General features: G+C 43.7%; 20 protein-coding genes. All 20 read right to left on the bottom strand.

The window, feature by feature from the left end:
• Positions 1-2: 2 nt before the first annotated feature.
• The 20 genes from ACTO17_RS06035 to ACTO17_RS05940 all read right to left on the bottom strand — a co-directional run bounded on the left by ACTO17_RS06035 (position 3) and on the right by ACTO17_RS05940 (position 18,197).
• Positions 3-743 (bottom strand): flagellar brake protein, encoded by a 741-nt coding sequence (locus tag ACTO17_RS06035; RefSeq protein WP_172535560.1) that lies wholly within the window; start codon positions 741-743, stop codon positions 3-5.
• Between the two features lie 3 nt (positions 744-746).
• A complete protein-coding gene (locus tag ACTO17_RS06030) occupies positions 747-1,622 on the bottom strand; it encodes a MinD/ParA family protein (protein WP_482557266.1) in 876 nt (291 codons plus the stop codon).
• Between the two features lie 2 nt (positions 1,623-1,624).
• The gene (flhF, locus tag ACTO17_RS06025; RefSeq protein WP_482557265.1) at positions 1,625-2,896 is read right to left on the bottom strand and encodes a flagellar biosynthesis GTPase FlhF; all 1,272 of its coding nucleotides are present in this window, start codon (positions 2,894-2,896) and stop codon (positions 1,625-1,627) included.
• Positions 2,893-4,929: a flagellar biosynthesis protein FlhA gene (flhA, locus tag ACTO17_RS06020; RefSeq protein ID WP_482557264.1), complete on the bottom strand. Its 2,037-nt coding sequence runs from the start codon at positions 4,927-4,929 to the stop codon at positions 2,893-2,895. Before flhA ends, flhF begins: the two co-directional genes overlap by 4 nt.
• A gap of 34 nt (positions 4,930-4,963) precedes the next feature.
• The gene (flhB, locus tag ACTO17_RS06015) at positions 4,964-6,070 is read right to left on the bottom strand and encodes a flagellar biosynthesis protein FlhB (protein WP_172535556.1); all 1,107 of its coding nucleotides are present in this window, start codon (positions 6,068-6,070) and stop codon (positions 4,964-4,966) included.
• Between the two features lie 26 nt (positions 6,071-6,096).
• Positions 6,097-6,879, bottom strand: a complete 783-nt coding sequence (gene fliR, locus ACTO17_RS06010) for a flagellar biosynthetic protein FliR (RefSeq protein ID WP_172535555.1) — start codon at positions 6,877-6,879, stop codon at positions 6,097-6,099.
• Positions 6,880-6,890: 11 nt separating this feature from the next.
• Positions 6,891-7,163, bottom strand: coding sequence for a flagellar biosynthesis protein FliQ (gene fliQ / locus ACTO17_RS06005; protein WP_172535554.1), 273 nt, complete (start codon positions 7,161-7,163; stop codon positions 6,891-6,893).
• 52 nt (positions 7,164-7,215) lie between these two features.
• On the bottom strand, positions 7,216-8,100 hold the full coding sequence (gene fliP / locus ACTO17_RS06000; protein ID WP_482557263.1) for a flagellar type III secretion system pore protein FliP: 885 nt from the start codon (positions 8,098-8,100) through the stop codon (positions 7,216-7,218).
• 9 nt (positions 8,101-8,109) lie between these two features.
• On the bottom strand, positions 8,110-8,490 hold the full coding sequence (locus tag ACTO17_RS05995; RefSeq protein WP_482557262.1) for a flagellar biosynthetic protein FliO: 381 nt from the start codon (positions 8,488-8,490) through the stop codon (positions 8,110-8,112).
• Between the two features lies 1 nt (position 8,491).
• Positions 8,492-8,854 carry a response regulator gene (locus tag ACTO17_RS05990; RefSeq protein WP_172535552.1) on the bottom strand — a complete coding sequence of 121 codons (363 nt, stop codon included), beginning with the start codon at positions 8,852-8,854 and terminating at the stop codon, positions 8,492-8,494.
• A gap of 40 nt (positions 8,855-8,894) precedes the next feature.
• Positions 8,895-10,082: a flagellar motor switch phosphatase FliY gene (fliY, locus tag ACTO17_RS05985; RefSeq protein ID WP_482557272.1), complete on the bottom strand. Its 1,188-nt coding sequence runs from the start codon at positions 10,080-10,082 to the stop codon at positions 8,895-8,897.
• Positions 10,083-10,095: 13 nt separating this feature from the next.
• Positions 10,096-11,076: a flagellar motor switch protein FliM gene (gene fliM / locus ACTO17_RS05980; RefSeq protein WP_172537548.1), complete on the bottom strand. Its 981-nt coding sequence runs from the start codon at positions 11,074-11,076 to the stop codon at positions 10,096-10,098.
• 55 nt (positions 11,077-11,131) lie between these two features.
• Entirely contained in the window at positions 11,132-11,653 is a 522-nt protein-coding gene (locus ACTO17_RS05975; protein ID WP_482557261.1) for a flagellar basal body-associated FliL family protein, read from the bottom strand.
• Between the two features lie 15 nt (positions 11,654-11,668).
• Positions 11,669-12,496: an OmpA/MotB family protein gene (locus ACTO17_RS05970; RefSeq protein WP_172537546.1), complete on the bottom strand. Its 828-nt coding sequence runs from the start codon at positions 12,494-12,496 to the stop codon at positions 11,669-11,671.
• On the bottom strand, positions 12,496-13,284 hold the full coding sequence (locus tag ACTO17_RS05965) for a motility protein A (protein WP_172537549.1): 789 nt from the start codon (positions 13,282-13,284) through the stop codon (positions 12,496-12,498). Before ACTO17_RS05965 ends, ACTO17_RS05970 begins: the two co-directional genes overlap by 1 nt.
• A gap of 75 nt (positions 13,285-13,359) precedes the next feature.
• Positions 13,360-13,569 carry a flagellar FlbD family protein gene (locus tag ACTO17_RS05960; protein ID WP_172537545.1) on the bottom strand — a complete coding sequence of 70 codons (210 nt, stop codon included), beginning with the start codon at positions 13,567-13,569 and terminating at the stop codon, positions 13,360-13,362.
• A gap of 153 nt (positions 13,570-13,722) precedes the next feature.
• On the bottom strand, positions 13,723-15,357 hold the full coding sequence (locus ACTO17_RS05955; protein ID WP_172537544.1) for a flagellar hook protein FlgE: 1,635 nt from the start codon (positions 15,355-15,357) through the stop codon (positions 13,723-13,725).
• An 81-nt stretch (positions 15,358-15,438) separates the two neighbouring features.
• Positions 15,439-15,837 carry a TIGR02530 family flagellar biosynthesis protein gene (locus ACTO17_RS05950; RefSeq protein ID WP_172537543.1) on the bottom strand — a complete coding sequence of 133 codons (399 nt, stop codon included), beginning with the start codon at positions 15,835-15,837 and terminating at the stop codon, positions 15,439-15,441.
• A gap of 60 nt (positions 15,838-15,897) precedes the next feature.
• Positions 15,898-16,671, bottom strand: coding sequence for a flagellar hook capping FlgD N-terminal domain-containing protein (locus tag ACTO17_RS05945; RefSeq protein ID WP_482557260.1), 774 nt, complete (start codon positions 16,669-16,671; stop codon positions 15,898-15,900).
• A gap of 14 nt (positions 16,672-16,685) precedes the next feature.
• Positions 16,686-18,197, bottom strand: a complete 1,512-nt coding sequence (locus ACTO17_RS05940) for a flagellar hook-length control protein FliK (protein ID WP_482557259.1) — start codon at positions 18,195-18,197, stop codon at positions 16,686-16,688.
• Between the last annotated feature and the right edge of the window lie 53 nt (positions 18,198-18,250).

Below are 18,250 nucleotides of genomic sequence, written 5' to 3'. Positions count from 1 at the left end.
TATCACCCTTTTTGTCTGCTTCTGCGTTCTTGTTCAAAAATATATTTTATGATCAGTTCCCGCTTCTTTTCATCTTTCATGATAAAATTGACACGATATTCGTACTTCTCTTTGCTTTGCCCGGGTTCTACTTTCTGGCAAATCACAACTTTTCCTATCAGTTCCAGAGGATAATCCATGCTTTCGTTTACCAGGCGAATGGCAATCAGAATAAAACTGCCTTCTTCTGCCGGCAAGTCAGAGACAAAGCGGATGCCTCCTCCGCTGATATCTACTGCAACAGCGCTTTCTACCAGATCCTCCGGATATGTTAATCTATGATGTTCCTTTAATTCTGTGATATCATCTATTCCAACTTCCTCTTCGGTAATAGTCATATACTGGATATCCATCACGCATTCAAACCGATAAAATTCCCGTCTCTGAAATTTTTCCAGAGGACTTTTCAGTTCCATCAGCATCAGATAGACATTTTCTTTCAGGTAGCGATTCTTGATATGGGCGATGCAGCGGTACATTCCCGCCCTTGTATAAATCAAAGCTTCCAGTCTGACGCCGCTGGGAGGAGCGTCAATCTTCCCCTTCACAATGGGAACCAGCAGTTCCAGGGAACCATCCTCCTGTACATGTTCCACCATACTACGATAAGCCGGCGGATATTCCCCCAGCTTTTTTCCTTGTTCTACCTGTTGTAAAATTCTTATTTCAACTCTGTCTCCTGTTTTGACAACATTGGCTCTCATATGCTAACCTCTCCTATAAATAAAGCGGGAAAACAGCTGCATAATTCCTTTTTTTGCATGTAAAGGAACCGTATTCCCATCCAGGAGATTGCCTGTCAATACTTCAAAAGCCCGGCTGGACTTTGCTTCAGGATAAAGAATACTTACCGGCTGCTGCTGACGTACCGCCTTTTCCATTGCCAAATCCTGGGGAATCATTCCAAGGTATTCTAAATTTCCCTTCAGGAATTGTCCCACCACAGCATTAAGCTTCTCATAAATTCCCATTCCTTCTTCTTCTGACACCACACGGTTAGAGATTACTTTAATTTTTGTCTGTGCCTGACGGAATTCCGGATTCCTGTGCAGCGCTTTCAGCAGAGAATATGCATCCGTCAGAGAACTTGGTTCTGAGGTGGCAAGCAGCAGGATTTCAGGACTGGCCATCACAAATTCCAACACATGATCTGAGATTCCGGCGCCGGTATCTATCAGAATAATATCAGCAAGATCATCTAATTCTGATAAGTTATGCACCAGAAATTTTAATTTTTCTTTCGACAAATTGTTAACGCCCGTAATTCCTGAACCGCCGGATATAAATCCAATATCCATAGGTCCCGGGGTAATAATCTCCTGTATGGTCTTTCCGCGGTAAATCAAATCACTTAAATTATATTTCGGAATTGCGCCAAACATGATTTCCACATTTGCAAGCCCTAAATCGGCATCAAAGATAATGACTTTTTTTCCAAGTCTCTGCATATGCACTGCCAGATTTACCACTACATTCGATTTGCCCACACCGCCTTTTCCACTGGTAACAGTAAAAATGCGCGCCTTTGGTGCGGACTGCTGATTTTTCTTCACAATGTTTCTTAACTGTTCTGCCTGGTCCATACTTATTTTCCTCCAAGCAGATGTTTTACAATTTTCTGCGTATTAAAGATTTCAATATCCTCCGGAACGTTCTGGCCATAAGTAGAATAAGACAAGTCTGCCCCGGTATAAAGCTTCATGTTCAGGATATTTCCATAACAACTGGTTTCATCCAGCTTGGTAAATATTAACTTAAACTGGAAGTTCTTTTTGTAAATATCTGCAATATCAATCAGATCCCGGTATTTGGTAGTTGCACTCAAGACCAGATATACTTCTTTCTGATATTCTCCCGGTATCCTGTCAATCAATTCTTTTGTTTCATTTCGCTGTTCCTCATTTTTGTGGGAAAACCCTGCCGTATCAATCAACACCAAATCATATTCTTCTGATTTCTTAATTTCTTCATTTAATTCTTCCGAAGAATACACGATATTTAACGGAGTATCCATGATATTCGCATAAGTCCTAAGCTGTTCTGCCGCCGCAATACGGTAAGTATCTGCGGTAAAAAGCGCAACTTTTTTCCCTTTTTCCATCTTGAACCGCGATGCAATTTTGGCAATTGTTGTGGTTTTGCCCACTCCGGTAGGACCGATAAAAAAGACTACCTTGGGTTTGCGTTCCGACAGTTCCACTGGCTGAGGCTGTCCAAACTTCAAAATCATTTTCTGATAAATACTGGACAGAATCAGGTCTACACTGGCGCCTCCTTTCATTACTTTTTCCACTTCATCCATAATCTGGTTGACATACTTTTCATCTACTTCGTTATCTAACAAAATACTGTAAATCATTTTTATAAACTTAAAATTCTCATCCACAGGAGCCTCCTTCGGCAGTTCCTCCGGCTGCTGGGGCGACAATTTTTCCTCTAACAGCGACTGCAGGCTTTCTAACTTTTCTTCCAGATTATTCTCCACCGCATTTTCTTTTTTCTTCTCTTCCGTATTCGGTATCTGTGGCTGCACTCCCATCGAGGAGGCCCAGGTATTTTCCACCGAAGCAAACATTTCTTTCATCGGTTCCGGCTTTGGGATGGCAATAGGCTCATCCGCCGCTATATTGATATTTCCCGGCGCCGGCGGCAAAGGCGCCGGAATCTTAGCTGCTGAGGGCTGTTCCATTTCCTCAATCGCCGCCGTCACTTCAAAAACAGAAGTTTTAAAAGAACGGAGAAACCCTTTGGGTTTCACTTCCTTCACATTCATAATCACTGTCTGGGGGCCGAATTCTTCTTTTGCCTTTGCAGTGGCTTCTTCTTCTGTTCTTCCCTGAAATTTCTTTATCGTCATGAAAGGCTCACCATCCCTACTGATTGTAATTCTACGTTGGATTCAACTTCATTATAAGAAACAACGATTAAGTCTCTGAAATAATCTTCTGTCAATTTCTTAAAATACATACGCACAATCGGCGATGTGATAATAATCGCATTTTTGCCGAGATTTTCCAGCTTGGCAATTTCTGTTTCCAACGACGCCATAATGGCTTTGGTTTTCTCCGGGTCCAGAGTCAGATATGCGCCCTGTTCCGTCTGTTTGACAGATCCCATAATCTCCTGCTCCAGTTTAGGATCTAAGGTAATTACGCTGGTAACCTCATTTGCCGGAAAATATTTGCTGGAAATCGCCCGCTTCAGACTCTGCCTTGCATATTCTGTCAGCACATCCGTATCCCTGGTGGTGGCTGCATGATCTGCCATAGTTTCAAAAATTGTAAGCAAATCCCGAATGGAAATTCCTTCCCGCAGCAAATTCTGCAGCACTTTCTGAATCTCTCCAATTCCAAGCAGCTTCGGTATCAGCTCATCCACAAGGGTTGGGTTAGTCTCCTTGATATTATTGACAAGATTCTGTACATCCTGACGGGACAGCAGCTCATCAATATGCATCCGGATTACTTCCGTCAAATGGGTTGCAATGATGGACGGCGGATCAACTACCGTATATCCCAGGCTTTCCGCACGTTCCCGCTGACTCTCCGTAATCCAGAGGGCCGGCAGATGGAAGGAAGGCTCAAAGGTCGGGATACCGGAAATCTCTTCTTCCACAAATCCGGGATTCATTGCCATATAGTGGTCAAATAAAATCTCTCCTTCTGTTACCTGAATCCCCTTGATCTTAATGATGTACTGATTGGGGTTCAGCTGTATGTTATCCCTGAGACGGATAATCGGCACCACAGTACCGAGTTCCAACGCAATCTGCCTTCGGATCATAACCACACGATCCAACAGGTCGCCGCCCTGGTTCACATCCGCCAGGGGAATAATACCGTATCCAAATTCCAGCTCAATGGGATCTACCTGCAGCAGAGATACCACATTCTCTGGCCTTCGGATCTCCTCCGCCTGCTCCTCTGCCATATCCACTTCTTCTTCAATGGCTTCAACACCAAGACTGGTTTCCATGCTTCTGCCTGCAATCAGAAATGCAATTCCAAGGGGAACAAAGAGTCGCCAGTCCAAAGGCGTCGCCAGTCCCAGGAAAATTAAAACTGCGCCCACAATATACAATACCTTGGGAATTCCAAACAACTGCCGGATCAGCAAATCGCTGAAATCTGCTTCTTTAGATGCTTTCGTTACCAGAATACCGGTTGCCAGTGAAATCAGCAACGACGGAATCTGGCTGACAAGGCCGTCACCAATGGTAAGAATTCCGTATTGATTCAGGGCGTCTCCGATTTCAAGGCTCTGACGGGTCATTCCCATGGCAATACCGCCTACCAGGTTAATCAATGTGACGACAATACCTACCGTAGCATCTCCCTTTACATACTTGGTAGCACCGTCCATGGCGCCGAAAAAGCTGGATTCCTGCTGAATCTTCTCCCGCCGTTCTCTTGCCTGCTTCTCATTGATGGTTCCTGTATTCAAATCCGCATCAATTGCCATCTGTTTTCCGGGCATGGCGTCTAAGGTAAACCTTGCGGTTACTTCCGATACACGCTCAGAACCTTTGTTGATTACAATTAACTGGATTAAAATCATAACTACGAAAATAATAGCGCCGATAATCAGATCATTTCCGCCTACGAACTGTCCAAAGGTACGCACTACGTTTCCCGGATCTCCTGTATTCAAAATCAAACGTGTGGAAGAAACGTTCAATGAAATTCGGAAAATTGTAGTAAACAAAAGCAAAGTTGGGAAAAATGACATATCCAGTACTTCTTTTACAAACAAGGCATTCATCAATATCACCAACGCAATGGATATGTTAAATGCCAGCATGATATCTAATAGAATAGAAGGAATTGGAACAATAAAGAATATAATTGCCGCCAGTAAATACAGCGCAATTCCCATATCTGCCTTCTTCATGCTGATTTCTCCTTTCGTTGTTTACTCCTGCAATTTATCTATTTTCTCTCAGGCTGTATACAAAAGCAAGCACTTCCGCCACTGCCTGATACAATTCCGGCGGCACTTCTTCCCCAACATCTACGTTGGCATAAAGCATTCGCGCCAGAGGCTTATTTTCTACAATTTCTATCTGATGCTCTTTTGCCGCTTCCTTAATCTTCATGGCAAGATAATCTTCTCCCTTTGCAACTACAACAGGAGCGGAATACTGGCTGGCATCGTATTTGATTGCCACTGCATAATGGGTAGGGTTGGTAATTACCACATCTGCACTGGGAAGGCTCTGCATCATGCGCCGCTGAGAGGCTTCTCTCATTCTGGAACGCTGACGTCCCTTAATCTCGGGATTTCCTTCTGTATTCTTATATTCATCTTTTACTTCCTGCTTGGTCATCTTCATGTCTTCTTTGAACTTGTGCTTCTGATAAAACCAGTCTGCAATTGCCACCAGCAGATATACCAGGCTGATTTTCAGCCCTGCATCAATTGCGATGGAGCCTACCAGTAAAATCACCTGCAGCAGAGGAATATCATAGACCAGAAACAGTTCATTCTGATGATCTCTGATGGCCGTATACGCCACATAAATAATCAAGCTTATTTTAGCAATAGATTTCAGCAATTCAAACAGGGAATCCTTGGAAAAAATTCTTTTAAAGCCGCTTAAAGGATTCAGTTTGCTGAACTTGGGCTTCATGGGCTTGGCCGTCACCTTCCATCCAACCTGGACAATATTCGTCAGCAATGCAACAGAATACCCAATTAAAAATACCGGCAGCAAAATCTTCACAATGGTTCCAAGGGTATTATTTATCACTGTCACCGCCAGTTTCACTGACATGCCTCCGATGCTTTCATCTATTACATCCGGAATTTTGCGGTACAATGCCGGAAAACTTTGAAGCAAACTTTCCCCAATATAGGAAATAAACAGTTTCAAAGTTACAAATAACGCAATCAGGCTCAAAGCGCTGTTTAATTCCTGGCTTTTGGCTACCTGTCCTTCATTTCTGGCATCCTGCAGCTTCTTGGATGTGGCAGGTTCTGTCTTTTCTCCGCCGTTTCCTTCTTTCGCAAACCACTGCAGATTATATTCCATATAAAAACAAGACTTTTCTCTCAATTTCAATACATTCCTTCAATAACAGAAACAATCATTCTCTTCATTTCCCTGAATATAAAATTCGAAATATCCGGGAGCAGCACAATCGTTATAAACATAATGGAAAAACCAATCAGAATCTTAAGCTGCATTCCCACTGCAAACATATTCATCTGGGGAGCCACTTTTGCCATAATTCCCAGAATACAGTTCAGTATCATACTGGTTGCAAAAATGGGAAGTACAATACGAAATCCAATTACCATCAAATCTGACACATACATGGTCATGGTTCCCATCAGATGGTTCCAGTCAAACACCGTCTCATTTACCGGAATAATCTGGTAAGTATCAACAAGCGCCCGTAAAATATAATGATGCATATCCGTTGCAATCAGAAGCATCATTATAAAATAATTATACATGGTTCCGGTAAGTCCTGACTGAGAATGGGTAGTAGGATCGTAAATGTTCGCCATGGCAAGCCCGATTTCCATATCGATCACTTTGCCTGAAAACACAATAATGGAATTACAAATATTTGCCGCAAAACCAATGAGCAGACCTGTAATTCCTTCTTTCAGAACGATGATGGCAAATTCAATTACTCCGGAATATTCCAAAACTTCTTTGGGTAAAATAATCTGGTACAAAATCAGCGCAAGAAATGCTGATACTCCAATCTTTACCCGAGCCGGGGTATTATTCATTCCAAAAAACGGAGCAATAAAGACAAATGACGCAACCCTTACCAATATCATCAAAAAATATTCAAATGTATATAATGTAAACTCATAGTTTATCATACTGTCTCAACCTAACGCAGATACAGGCCAAAATTACTCCACAATTCAGTCATAAAGCCTGTCAGATTTTCCAAAATCCATCCGCCTAACAGCATCATACCCAAAAAGACCACAAGAATCTTGGGCACAAACGTAAGCGTCTGTTCCTGAATGGAAGTAACTGTCTGAAAAATACTGATAATCAGACCTATAATCAATGAAATCAATAGCAAAGGCGTGGATACCTTGATAATCAAAAACAATGCTTCTCTCGCAATATCCAATACCTGTCCTTCTGTAATCATCTGTTCTTACCTCTACACTCTGCAACCACTTGTTTCCACAAGTGGTTGTTACTCAATGAAATGTTTTAACCAGACTGCCGATCAAAAGATCCCATCCATCTGCCAACACAAAAAGCAGGATTTTAAAAGGCATGGAAATTGTCGTAGGCGGCAGCATCATCATACCCATAGACATCAATACGGACGCAACCACCATATCAATCACAATAAATGGAATATAAATCAGGAAACCAATAATAAAAGCCGTCCGCAGTTCACTGATAATAAAAGCCGGAATTACCACATTCATGGGAATCGGCTCTAACGTCTCCGGTTCACTTAAATCCATTCCCGTCATATCAATCTCTGCAATATCGCAAAACAGCTTTAAATCCTTTCGCTGCATTTCCTTATACATAAATCTCCGGATTGGAGCTTCAACCCTCTCCAGCGCTTCTTCCTGATTAATCTCATTGGCTTCCAAAGGCTGAATCACAGTTTCGTTAATTTCAGAAAATACCGGATTCATAATAAACATTGTTAAAAACAACGCAAGCCCCACCATCACCTGATTCGGCGGTACCGTCTGGGTTCCAACAGCAGTCCTTACAAAATGCAAGACAATAATAATTCTTGTGAAGGACGTGAGCATAACCAGAATAGACGGCGCCAGTGAAATTACAGTCAGCACCAGCAGAATCCGAATATTAGCAGACAAATTGCCTTCTTCATTATTCCAACTGAAAGTAAGGCCGTTCGTTGTGCCCCGCTGCGCCGGCTGCGTATTCGGCGGATTCAGTTCGCCTATCTCCCGTCGTGTCTCGTCTGTCTCATCCTGGTTGGTATTCGTCCCAGTTGCATATGCACTTTGACCGAACATCAGAAACAGGGCAATTATCAACGTCATTGTTCCAAAGGCAAAGGAAGTCCTGCAGTATATTTTTTTCAGTTTTTTCATTGCGCTTTCCTACTTCCTGGGAATTTTTTTCTTCAAGTTCTCTAATATCTCCTGAAAACTCTCATTCAAATTAACTTCTTTCCGATCTTCTGCAGAAGGAAAGTACGTCAATTGCTCTTCCGTTAATTCCGTTAAGACATTTATTGTATCTTTGCACACGGAAATAACCAGATATTTTTTTCCAACCTGAATAATCTGAATAAACTTATTATTGTTTACCCGAAATGTCTCAATGACCTGTATATTTTTTTGAAAGGTGATCCCCTGCTGGTAGCCTGCAATCCATTTTGTAGCCAGATACGTAAGCACCAGCACAAACAGGAAAATCAACAATGTACCAATCAGTTGGAAAAAACTCTCCCATCCTGAGGAAATTTCCAGTAAAACCATATTATCCAACTACTTTTTTTACAGCCTCTAACACACGTTCTGCCTGGAAAGGCTTCACGATAAAGTCTTTTGCTCCGGACTGAATTGCTTCAATTACCATTGCCTGCTGTCCCATTGCAGAACACATAATCACACATGCAGAAGGGTCGGTAGATTTAATCTGCTTTAACGCCTGAATTCCATCCATTTCCGGCATGGTAATATCCATCAATACCAGATCCGGTTTTGTTTCATTGTACTTCTCTACTGCTTTCAGTCCGTTCTCAGCTTCTCCTGCAATATTGTAGCCATTCTTGGTAAGAATGTCCTTGATCATCATTCTCATAAAAGCTGCATCATCACAAATTAAAATATTCTTTGCCATGTCTTCTTCTCCTTGATATCACTTTAAATTATTTGTTTTCTTAGTTATTTATTATTTCGGTAATACGCACACCAAAGCTTTCTTCCAGTACTACGACTTCGCCTTTGGCTACATATTTACCATTAACCAACACGTCAATGGGCTCCCCGGCAATCTTGTTTAACTCAATGATTGTGCCTGGAGCAAATTCCAGAATATCATGAATTGATTTACTGGTTCTTCCAAGTTCCACTGTAACATCAAGCGGAACATCCATAATTAACCCAATATTTTCCTGCTGCGTAATGGGATTAAAATCTCCTGCAAATGCCTGGAATTGGGCCGGCTGCACATTTACAGGCTGTTGGGCATACATTTGAGACATATCACTCATGGGCATTCCCATCATTGGCTGACCCATCATCGGCTGCTGCATCATCGGCTGACCGCCCATCTGCGGCTGCTGCATCATCGGCTGACCGCCCATCTGCGGCGCAGGCGCAGGCTGAGACATCGGTGCAGGCTGAGGAGCCGGCGCTGTATCTGCCGGTGTAGCGGAAACGTCCGCTTCCATATTAGTTGCCACGCTGGAACACATTTCCTTGGCAAAGGAAAACGGATACAGCTGCATAATTTCACTGTTCACCAAATCTCCGATTTCCATTTTAAATGAAATCTTGACAAAACGGCCGCTCAAAAATTCATCAATTTCTTCCCCGCTTATGGTATCTTTTAAATCCACCAGCTCCGCAGAAGGAGGGCTGATGTCAATCATCTTATTTAACATCGATGACAGAGAAGTGGCCGCGCTTCCCATCATCTGGTTCATTGCTTCACTGATTGCGCTTAAGTGAAGTTCTCCCAGTTCTCCCTCCAGATTTGTGCCGTCTCCGCCCATCATCAAATCTGTGATAATCTTAACATCCTGCTCTTTCAAAACCAAAAGATTGCTTCCGTCCAAGCCTACGGTGTAGGCAATTCTGATAAACACGCAGGGTCTTTCATAGGATTCGACAATATCGTCCCAATTAGCAAATGTTACCACTGGTGTGGAAATATCCACTTTCCGGTTAACCAGTGAAAACAGCGTTGTGGCTGCCGTTCCCATACTGATATTGGAAATCTCGCCTATCGCGTCAATTTCATCCGGCGTCAGGTCATCCAAGCCATCGGCTCCGTTGATTGCGTCCATTCCGGAATCATCATTCAACAGAGCGCTAATCTCTTCCTGTGATAAAACTCCATCCATTCCATCCATAACGTCACTGCTCCTCTCTGATTACTGATGTAACTCTTACTGCATACAGATCGCCAGATGCACCAGGCAAAGCAGTAAACTTTTTGATATTTCCAATATATACATCCAGTTCATCTTCTACTTTTCTATCTAAACGAATGATATCTCCAACCTGAAGATTTATAAAATCATTGACAGAAATTACGCTTTTGCCTAACACTGCCTTAATCGGCATAGGAGCTTTGGAAATAACTGATTCAATAATTTCCGTATATTCCTGTTCTCCCCGTGCCTGCATGGTAGAAAACCAGTATTTCGTATTTAATTTGTCCATGACATCTTCCAATGTCATATACGGCAGACAAATATTCATCATACCTTCCACATCACCGATTTTCATATTGATTGTAATAATAGCAATCATCTCACCGGGAGAAATAAACTGTGCAAACTGAGAATTCGTCTCAATCCGCTCCAGCCTCGGATGAATCTCAGTTACATTCTCCCAGGGTTCTCTGAGCAGATTGATACATACATTCATAATACGTTCAATAATCAGCAGTTCAATTTCTGAAAAATCACGGCTCCGCTCCAGAGGAACGCCTTCACCGCCCAACATACGATCCACCATGGCATAACCCAGATTCGATGCCAGGTCTATAATGATGCTGCCCGGCATCGGCGCAAAGTTTACGATTCCCAGAAGCACCGGATTTGTCAGGGAATTAGAAAATTCCGAATATGTAACTGCCTCCGAATTCATTACTTCGATTTGTATGTTCTTTCTCAGATACGCCGGAAGATTCGTTGACAAAAGCCGTCCATAATGTTCAAATATAATCTCCATCGTTCTGAGATGTTCTTTGGAAAACTTCGCAGGCCGCGCAAAATCATAATCCTTTACCTGTTTCTCTCCCGTGTCCTTAATCTCATCCGCATCCAGTTCGCCATTACTTAAGGCACTCAGCAGACTGTCTATCTCATTTTGCGATAAGACCTCGCCCATCCTCTCTCACCACCTGACATTTATCTTGTAATTCTCTGATTTGTATAAGCTGTTTTTATTCATAAGTATAAGTAGGAAATGCTACACTTACAATAAAATCAGAATCAAACATCCGGCGAAGACGGCCTAATATCTCATCCTGCACATCTGACTGGCTCTCTCTCATTTCTTCAATGGTATGGCTTCCCACAATCTTATTAACTTCATCTTGAATCAAATCGGCCTTGGCGGAAATTCCATCCGGCCCGTAAGTTTTATATCCGTCGCTTTTATTATCCAACGCAAGAGACACGGAAATCACTGCATGATGCTCTTCTCCGTCATCTCCTGTTTTTAAATTAATGGTCATAGTCTGACCTTCGTTAAGACTGACCGTTTCTATCCGCTCCATAGGAATATTCAAAGCAGAATTATCTTTGCCGCCTTCTAATTCCAGGTCAATGGCGGAACATACTTTTGTAATCAGTTCATTTGCTTTCTTTGTCTGAGGCACAACGGAAATCATCAGGATCGCCGTTAAAACCAGATTCGCAAGTACCAGTGCCAAAATTAAAACACTCATTAGATTTTTTTTCATTGCTGTCTTTCCTTTCTAATTTGAATTATACGAATTGTATATTTTAATTTCCACCCTCCGGTTCCTTGCCCGTCCCTCAGGCGTTCCATTATCTGCCACAGGATTATATTCGCCGCATCCGGTTGCATTGATTTTCCCCGCTTCCAGAGCAGTCTTTTCTAAAACATAATTCTTCACCGCAAATGCGCGGTAAGCAGATAATACATCATTATTTTCATACTGTTCGTTGCTTATGGGCACATTATCGGTATGCCCCTCTATATCAATCAGACTGCTGTCATAATTTTCCAAAATTAATGATAATTTATCCACAAGCGGAAGCGCATCTTCCCGTATCTTTGACTGGCCGGAATCAAACAGCAGCGCACCATTCAAGGTGACACGCACAAACTGAGCGTTGGAATCTATTTCCACCTGATCGCCAATTCTCTGCTCTTCCAACATCTTCTCAATCTGCTCCGCCATTTCTTCCGATTCTTTCAAACCGGCTTCTGCCATTTCCTGTTTCAATGCCTCTTCCGGATTCTGTTCTTCTGACTCGTTGTCCTCTCCCTCTTCTTCGCTTTTGGAGTTGGCAGCTTCCAGATAATACTGATCCAACAACTGGAGCTGATTCACGCCGGCCGCCACCATTTGTCCGTCTCCAATGGAAGAACCTCCCTGGGGCAGAATGCTGAAGCTGTGTTCCAGAGACTGGACCAACGCTTCGAATTTATCTGCATCCACAGAAGACATGGAGAACAGAAGCACGAAAAAGCAAAGCAGGAGATTCATCAAGTCCGCGAAGGTATTCATCCAGTTGGCTGCTCCGCCGCCGGAATCCTTTTTCTTCTTCTTTGCCACTATTCTTCACCTCCGCCCTGATCCGTCATGCCTTCACGCATCTTCGGAGACAGGAAAGATTTTAACTTTTCTTCGATTACACGGGGGTTCTCGCCTGCCTGAATCGACAGCAGCCCTTCCACGGTAATTTCCTTGATTCTGATTTCTTCGTCATTATTCACCTTCAGCTTCGCCGCTGTAGGGTTACAGAGCCAGTTCGCAATCAGAGAACCATATAATGTGGTAATCAATGCAACTGACATGGACGGTCCTACGGTTGAAGGGTCATCCAACTTTGCCAACATGTTAATCAAACCAACCAGCGTTCCGATCATACCCCAGGCAGGGCCTAAACCTTCCCAGGCTTTCCAGAACCCGATATTCACATTGTGGCGTTCCTCCACACTGATTAAATCAGCTTCCATAATCCCCCGGACTAATTCCGGGTCTGTGCCGTCAACGACAAGCATAACGCCTTTTTTCAGGAATTCATCCTCAATGCCGTTGGCCGCTTCTTCCAATGCCAGAAGGCCTTCCTTCCTCGCAATATTTGACAAATCAATAATATTCTTAATTACTTCGCTTACATCTGACTTGGCATCTTTAAACGTCAGCGTAATGGATTTCAAACCATTAATAAAATCCGAAAGTTTGTGGGATGCAAGCACACCAGCCAGAGAACCTCCGATGGTAATGACAACGGAAGGCACATCCCAGAAGTCTCTAAGGAGGTCACCTCCACCAACGATTACTCCATACACAAACAACACAATTCCAAGTATAATTCCCAATATAGACGCTATATCCACTTTAGCCACCTGCCCTTTTCATCCATGAAATATATTCTATCCGTAATTCATGCTTATGGAATAAGATTTCATAAGCTATTCTTTCTCCAACCAGGGAAGACCGGTCGTTACAAATTCTCTCTTGTATAATATTACTAAATTTTTTATCTCTTGTCTACTTTCTTTTACAATTAATTTCTTCCCAGTTACAAAAGAAAGGACAGTATCCGGTGTTTCCTCCACGCTTTCAATTAATTCCGCATTGACAAGCACCGTTGAACCATTTAGTTTTGTAACTTCTATCATGGAGCTTCACCTCACAGTAGATTGGGGAACTATATAATACAGTCCCCCAATATTATTTTATGCCGCATCGTCCCCGGCGTCTCAATTCTGACCGCCGTTTTCTATATTCGGCATCTTAATTCTGATGACTGCTCATTCAGTCTGCAGATTCAATTACCGTTTCAGGTTTACCAGTTCTTCCAACAGAGTATCGGAAGTTGTGATAATTCTGGAATTTGCCTGGAATCCCCTCTGAGTGGTAATCATCTCTGTAAATTCTGTAGAAAGGTCTACATTGGACATTTCCAGAACACCGCTGTCCATCTTACCGCCGTCTGCGGTGATATCCTGACCGATTCCATCGAACTCACCGGAGTTCAGTGTGGTACGGTAGCAGTTGTCTCCCAGTTTCTCCAAACCGGAAGGATTGGCAAACACTGCCACTGCAATCTGTCCCAGCAATACGGTGTTGCCGTTGTCATAGCTTCCGAAGATCTGTCCGTCCTGACGTACCTCCAGTCCGGTCAGGTCTCCCAGCTTCTTACCGGTGCCGGTAGTCTTATCGGTTGCTCCCTTTAACAGATCCATGGTACAGCTTCCTGCATTATCGTAACATGTTGTCTGGCTAAAATCAACATTGATATTCTGGAATTGTGTGCCAAGAGCGCCCATATTAAAGGATACGCTGTTGTTTCCCTGTGAGCCGATATAGTTGAAGGTACCGGCATTGGTTCCGCCCGGATTAAAAGCTAACTGATATCCTACAATGTTTTCTGTATAGGTATATTCTGCAGAAGTACCTACCTGTTGGATATTTGCAGGATTAAAATTGTCCAGCTGACTGCCGGTAAGCCCAAATACATCTGTAACAGAATAGCTGATGGCGCCGCCATTGGTATAGGTGCCGGTAGCAGCATCATAGTTTAATTCAACGTTATCTTTATCCCGAATTACGCCGTTCTCATAGGTAAATCCCGGCTGCAACTTAAAGGTTCTGGTCACCGCCGTACCTGTTCCGCCTGCGGCTGCATCTCCAAAAAGATTTGCTTTTGCCGTGTTTAAATCCAGATTATTCCGCGCAGCATATTCATTCAGTATAGAACGGTTGGTGGAATCCACAATATCCGACAATTCAACAGAATATGTCTTTGCATCCGGATCAATCGTTTTTACAGCAAATTTAGCTGTATAGTTATATCCCAAAGCATCATAGAAATTCAGGGACAATACATATCCGCCGTCAGAATTAGCCTGCTTATTGGTGGAATCCAGAACGCCGCTGCAGGTTGCCTCTGTAGTTGCCTCAGGCGGAGAAGTCATATTCTCTTCTGTCATAATCTTCAATGCGGATACGGTATCCTTACGGATGGTTCCAGTCGCTGGATCTACCTGCCATCCCATTACTGTATATCCTGTCGCTTTGGTGGCAAGGTTGCCTGCTCCGTCAATGTAGAACGCCCCTGCCTTGGTAAAGAGGTTCTCAGAACCGTTATTTACAATAAAGAAACTGTCTCCGGTGATTTTCAGGTCCCAGCCGTCTCCGGTTGTCTGAGTTGCTCCGGGAGAACTGATATTGATAGATGTGGAACCTGTGGTAACGCCAAGACCGATCTGCTTGGCATTGACGCCGCCTTTGGTAGCGGTTGCGCCGGACGCACCGGACATATTCTGATACATAATCTCACTGAATGTTGTACTGGATGATTTAAAAGCAACGGTATTTACGTTTGCAATATTATTACCAATTACATCCATCTTCTGCTGATGTGTCTTTAATCCTGACACACCAGAATACAATGCTCTCATCATAACGAAATGACCTCCTGATTCTTGACTGCCGCGAGACCCCTTCTGTCATTCCAGGGCCTTCTGCCTCCTGCTTCGGTCCGGCTAGATAATTACGGCTCCGTCGATATTTGTATATACATTGTCTTCAGACTCTGTCTGATCCATTGCTGTAACTACTGTCTTATTGGGCACATTCACAATAAAAGAATAGGAATCTACAATCACAAGGGATTCCCGCATTCCCTTAGCTTCTGCTTTTTCTGCCCCTGTCTCTAAGCGTTCCTTCTGTTCTGTGGAAAGCTCTATGTTCCTGCTCTGCAAGCGCATGGAAGCATGCTTGGAAAATTTCAGCGCAGAACTGCCGCTCACCGATTGCTTTTGTTTTAATATATCACCAAAGGACAATTCTCCTTCCGGAGCCGTCAATCCCTGACTGCTTTTTTTCAGGTACTGTTCTGTAACCTGTTCAATGGAAGAGAATTGATTTGAAATTTTATTCATGGTATCTCTCCGTTCTTAAGCTTCCCTGCCGTCCTTCGTGCTACCTGAACTGCTGACTGATTATTTTGTGCTGCCGCCTTCTGTGCCCTCGGTGCTGCCACCTTCGGTACCGCCGCCTTCTGTGCCTCCGGTTCCCTCGGTAGTGGTATCATCCTTGTCTTCGGAGCCGTCTGGTTTGTCTGTTGCTGGCGGACTCAGTTCGTTCATTTTCTTTACCAGACTCTCAAATTTCGCATAGGCATCTTTGCAATATCGTTTAATATGCGCCTGCTGATACGCAGTAAGACTGTTATATGCCGCCGTAATCGCTGCCAGCTTTTCTTTATCTGAAATAAGCAGCTTACTGGGATCTGGCATCTTGCCGATTTCTTCTGCAAAATCTTCTGCAATCAGAGTTGCCTCCAGATATTCATCATCTACTACCGTGTCCAAATCATCAATGTTGTACCAGGAATCATCAATGGACAGATAGATTTTACTTCCTTCTTTCCTTACCTGATCTACTCTTCCTGATATATATTGTGTCTGGCCGCTGACGTCAATTGCCATAATTACGGTTTTACCCACCAGACTGGTTGCCTGATTTGCCTCCAGAGAAGCGCGCATATTCTGCATTTCCTCTAAGGATGAAAACGTAGCAAGCTGGGAAATATACTCTGTATTGGAAGTTGGCTCCAGAGGGTCCTGATACTTCATCTGCGCCACCAAAAGTTGCAGAAATGCCTCTTTGCCCAATGCGCCGCCGCTTCGCTCTTTCTTGGCTTCCTCTGCTTCTTTCGCAGGGTCATAGCCATTTACAACTTCACCATTTTGTACTGGTACTGTAACTGCCATAGAAATCTCCTTTCTTAAGCTGTCAAATCCATACTGTTGCCCTGTTCTGCCATAATCTTTGCCGCAAGATTTTCTTCTTCTGAGAATCCGCCTTCTAATTCTTCCTGACTGTTAAGGTTGATATTTCTTCGGGAAGATTTCCGGGAATCTGATTCCTGCTGCTCTCCCGGCATATTCTGCTGATTCTGCTCCAGGTTGCGTTCAAACTCATGGCTTGCAATGGTTACCTCAATGGCCTCCACCTTCATGCCCTGCTGATTCATGTTTTCTTTTAACATAACAACCTGGCTTTCCAGAGCTTCTTTTACTGCTTCATTCTGGGCAGCGATCTGAGCTGTAATTACTCCCTCTCTGGAAATTACCTGCAAATAAACTTTTCCCAGATTGGCCGGATTCAGCTGCATCTCAATGGAAGATTCTGCCTGGCTTACCATCACCCGCGTCATATGACTGACCTGACGCATAATATCTTCCACGTCTATTCTGGTCTGGACAACGGTCTGGGTTACTTCCAATGCCTGTCCCTGATTCACCGTCTGAGTGGTGGTCTGGTAAGTGACATGATGTTGGGGACTGTCTGACTTTTCTGTTGTTTTTGCTCCCTGTCCGGTATCTGACAAGGACTTCTCAGAGGAGTCTTTCTGGCTGTAGGATTCAGAATCCGTCTGATTTTGCACTTCTGATTTCTGAATCTGCTGGTCCTGCTCCGGTTCTTCTGCGGTATCAGCTTCTGCTCCATGTTCCTGGCCATTCATCTCTTTCACTTTCTGATCTGAACCTGCAGCTTCGGCAGATATGTTCTGCAATACCTCCCCGCTGTTTTCCATTGTTTTTTCAGCAGTCTCTGCTATCTGCGCTTCCTGTTCCGGCTGAAGAGGCTGATTCTGCAATTCTTCCGGCAGTTCCTCAGAATCTGCGGTAAGCATGGTCTCTAACTGTTCCATTACCTGGGGCAGTTCCTCCGGCGCAAGCTCCAACTGTGCTGCCAGTTCCTGGGTCAAATCCCTGATCTCTCCGAAAATCTGCTGAAAATCTTCACTTAACAGCAAAGAGCCGATATCTTCGCTTCCAGTCAGTTCCATAACCAGATTTGCCAGTTTGGAAGGATCGGTCAAATCCAGTACTGTCATTCCCATGGCTTCCATGGCTTCTCTGACTTCCTCTTCTGTCACACCCAGTTCTTCCGCTACCGTTTCTGTAACCTTATCTTCAAAAGCCTCCAGCTTCTCCTGGGTATCCTCCGGCAATTTGTTCTGGACGTCTCCGGCATGATTCTGAGCAATGGTATTTTCCTTAAAGCTGTTCCCGGTTGTCTCCTTTACAAAAGCCTCCTGATTGTTCCATCCTGCCTTCGGCGGCTGAATGATGCTCCCATTCCAGGCATTTGCATCCTTCTTCCCGCCGGAAGTCTGATTCAGCAGGCTTCCGAATACAGGGCTGTTTTCCTGCTTGGGATTCTTCTGGGCCCCTGTCAGTTCTGAAGCCCGCATCAATGCCGCCATCTGGGATATTTTGCTGCTTGTCATTCCTTTTCCTCCTTTCTTCAGATTATTTATTATATGATTCCTGCTGGAACCCT

The organism is Petralouisia sp. (assembly GCF_056822245.1).
This window is presented reverse-complemented; position numbering and strand designations above follow the sequence as displayed.

What these genes read in the sequence shown, in the direction of transcription:
- flhF (WP_482557265.1), bottom strand. Translation starts at nt 2,896, where the DNA reads ATGACGATAAAGAAATTTCAGGGAAGAACAGAAGAAGAAGCCACTGCA.
- ACTO17_RS06030 (WP_482557266.1), bottom strand. Translation starts at nt 1,622, where the DNA reads ATGGACCAGGCAGAACAGTTAAGAAACATTGTGAAGAAAAATCAGCAG.
- ACTO17_RS05945 (WP_482557260.1), bottom strand. Translation starts at nt 16,671, where the DNA reads ATGGCAGTTACAGTACCAGTACAAAATGGTGAAGTTGTAAATGGCTAT.
- ACTO17_RS05940 (WP_482557259.1), bottom strand. Translation starts at nt 18,197, where the DNA reads ATGACAAGCAGCAAAATATCCCAGATGGCGGCATTGATGCGGGCTTCA.
- flhB (WP_172535556.1), bottom strand. Translation starts at nt 6,070, where the DNA reads ATGGAATATAATCTGCAGTGGTTTGCGAAAGAAGGAAACGGCGGAGAA.
- ACTO17_RS05995 (WP_482557262.1), bottom strand. Translation starts at nt 8,490, where the DNA reads ATGGTTTTACTGGAAATTTCCTCAGGATGGGAGAGTTTTTTCCAACTG.
- fliP (WP_482557263.1), bottom strand. Translation starts at nt 8,100, where the DNA reads ATGAAAAAACTGAAAAAAATATACTGCAGGACTTCCTTTGCCTTTGGA.
- fliM (WP_172537548.1), bottom strand. Translation starts at nt 11,076, where the DNA reads ATGGGCGAGGTCTTATCGCAAAATGAGATAGACAGTCTGCTGAGTGCC.
- ACTO17_RS05955 (WP_172537544.1), bottom strand. Translation starts at nt 15,357, where the DNA reads ATGATGAGAGCATTGTATTCTGGTGTGTCAGGATTAAAGACACATCAG.
- ACTO17_RS05990 (WP_172535552.1), bottom strand. Translation starts at nt 8,854, where the DNA reads ATGGCAAAGAATATTTTAATTTGTGATGATGCAGCTTTTATGAGAATG.
- ACTO17_RS06035 (WP_172535560.1), bottom strand. Translation starts at nt 743, where the DNA reads ATGAGAGCCAATGTTGTCAAAACAGGAGACAGAGTTGAAATAAGAATT.
- flhA (WP_482557264.1), bottom strand. Translation starts at nt 4,929, where the DNA reads ATGAAGAAGGCAGATATGGGAATTGCGCTGTATTTACTGGCGGCAATT.
- fliQ (WP_172535554.1), bottom strand. Translation starts at nt 7,163, where the DNA reads ATGATTACAGAAGGACAGGTATTGGATATTGCGAGAGAAGCATTGTTT.
- ACTO17_RS05960 (WP_172537545.1), bottom strand. Translation starts at nt 13,569, where the DNA reads ATGATAGAAGTTACAAAACTAAATGGTTCAACGGTGCTTGTCAATGCG.
- ACTO17_RS05975 (WP_482557261.1), bottom strand. Translation starts at nt 11,653, where the DNA reads ATGAAAAAAAATCTAATGAGTGTTTTAATTTTGGCACTGGTACTTGCG.
- ACTO17_RS05950 (WP_172537543.1), bottom strand. Translation starts at nt 15,837, where the DNA reads ATGAATAAAATTTCAAATCAATTCTCTTCCATTGAACAGGTTACAGAA.
- fliR (WP_172535555.1), bottom strand. Translation starts at nt 6,879, where the DNA reads ATGATAAACTATGAGTTTACATTATATACATTTGAATATTTTTTGATG.
- fliY (WP_482557272.1), bottom strand. Translation starts at nt 10,082, where the DNA reads ATGGATGGAGTTTTATCACAGGAAGAGATTAGCGCTCTGTTGAATGAT.